This window comes from Streptomyces rubellomurinus (assembly GCF_000961885.1).
GTDB classification, from domain to species: Bacteria; Actinomycetota; Actinomycetes; order Streptomycetales; family Streptomycetaceae; genus Kitasatospora; species Kitasatospora rubellomurina.
On record NZ_JZKH01000281.1, the window covers coordinates 1 to 724 of the forward strand.

Annotated in this window: 1 rRNA gene and 1 pseudogene; both read right to left on the reverse strand. The window is 69.1% G+C overall.

What is annotated here, in order from left to right:
* A pseudogene (locus tag VM95_RS37825) lies at positions 1-248 on the reverse strand (hypothetical protein); the annotation flags it as partial.
* Between the two features lie 381 nt (positions 249-629).
* Positions 630-724: ribosomal RNA gene (gene rrf / locus VM95_RS39550) — 5S ribosomal RNA — on the reverse strand; the annotation flags it as partial.

The window sequence follows — 724 nt, forward strand, 5'->3', positions numbered from 1 at the left end:
ACGGTCACGGTTGAAACCGCCACCGGACGGACGGTCGTCGCGACGGAAGCCACCGCGGTCGTCACGGTCACGGTTGAAGCCACCACCGGACGGACGGTCATCACGACGGAACCCACCGCCCTGCGGACGGTCATCGCGACGGAAACCGCCACCCTGCGGACGGTCGTCACGACGGTAGCCGCCGCCCTGGGGGCGGTCGTCACGGTCGCGGAACGGACGGTCGTCACGACGGCCGCCGCGGTCGTCACGGTCGCGGTTGTACCCGCCACCCTGCGGACGGTCGTCGCGACGGAAGCCACCCCGATCGTTGGACCAGCCCCCGCGGGACCGGGGCTCGTAGCCTCGGCCGCCGTCCGATCGGCGCTCGGGACGGTCCTGGGACTCGTTCGACATCGTGGTGACTCCTTCTGCTTCTTCAGCTCCACCGCACGTCGGGCAACTCGGCTGCCGTCGCGCGGTATCGGCGCCGGCCCCCTGGCCACGCGCCTACTCCATTGTCCGGCATGCCCGAACCCTCCGCGCCTGGGGCGACGGTGGTTCCGGTCCTGCCGGCCTCGTTGTACACGTTCGCAAAACACAAAAAGCCGCGGCCCCAGCGAAATCGCTGGGGCCGCGGCTCTTGAATAATTGTTCGGCGGCGTCCTACTCTCCCACAGGGTCCCCCCTGCAGTACCATCGGCGCTGTGAGGCTTAGCTTCCGGGTTCGGAATGTAACCGGGCGTTT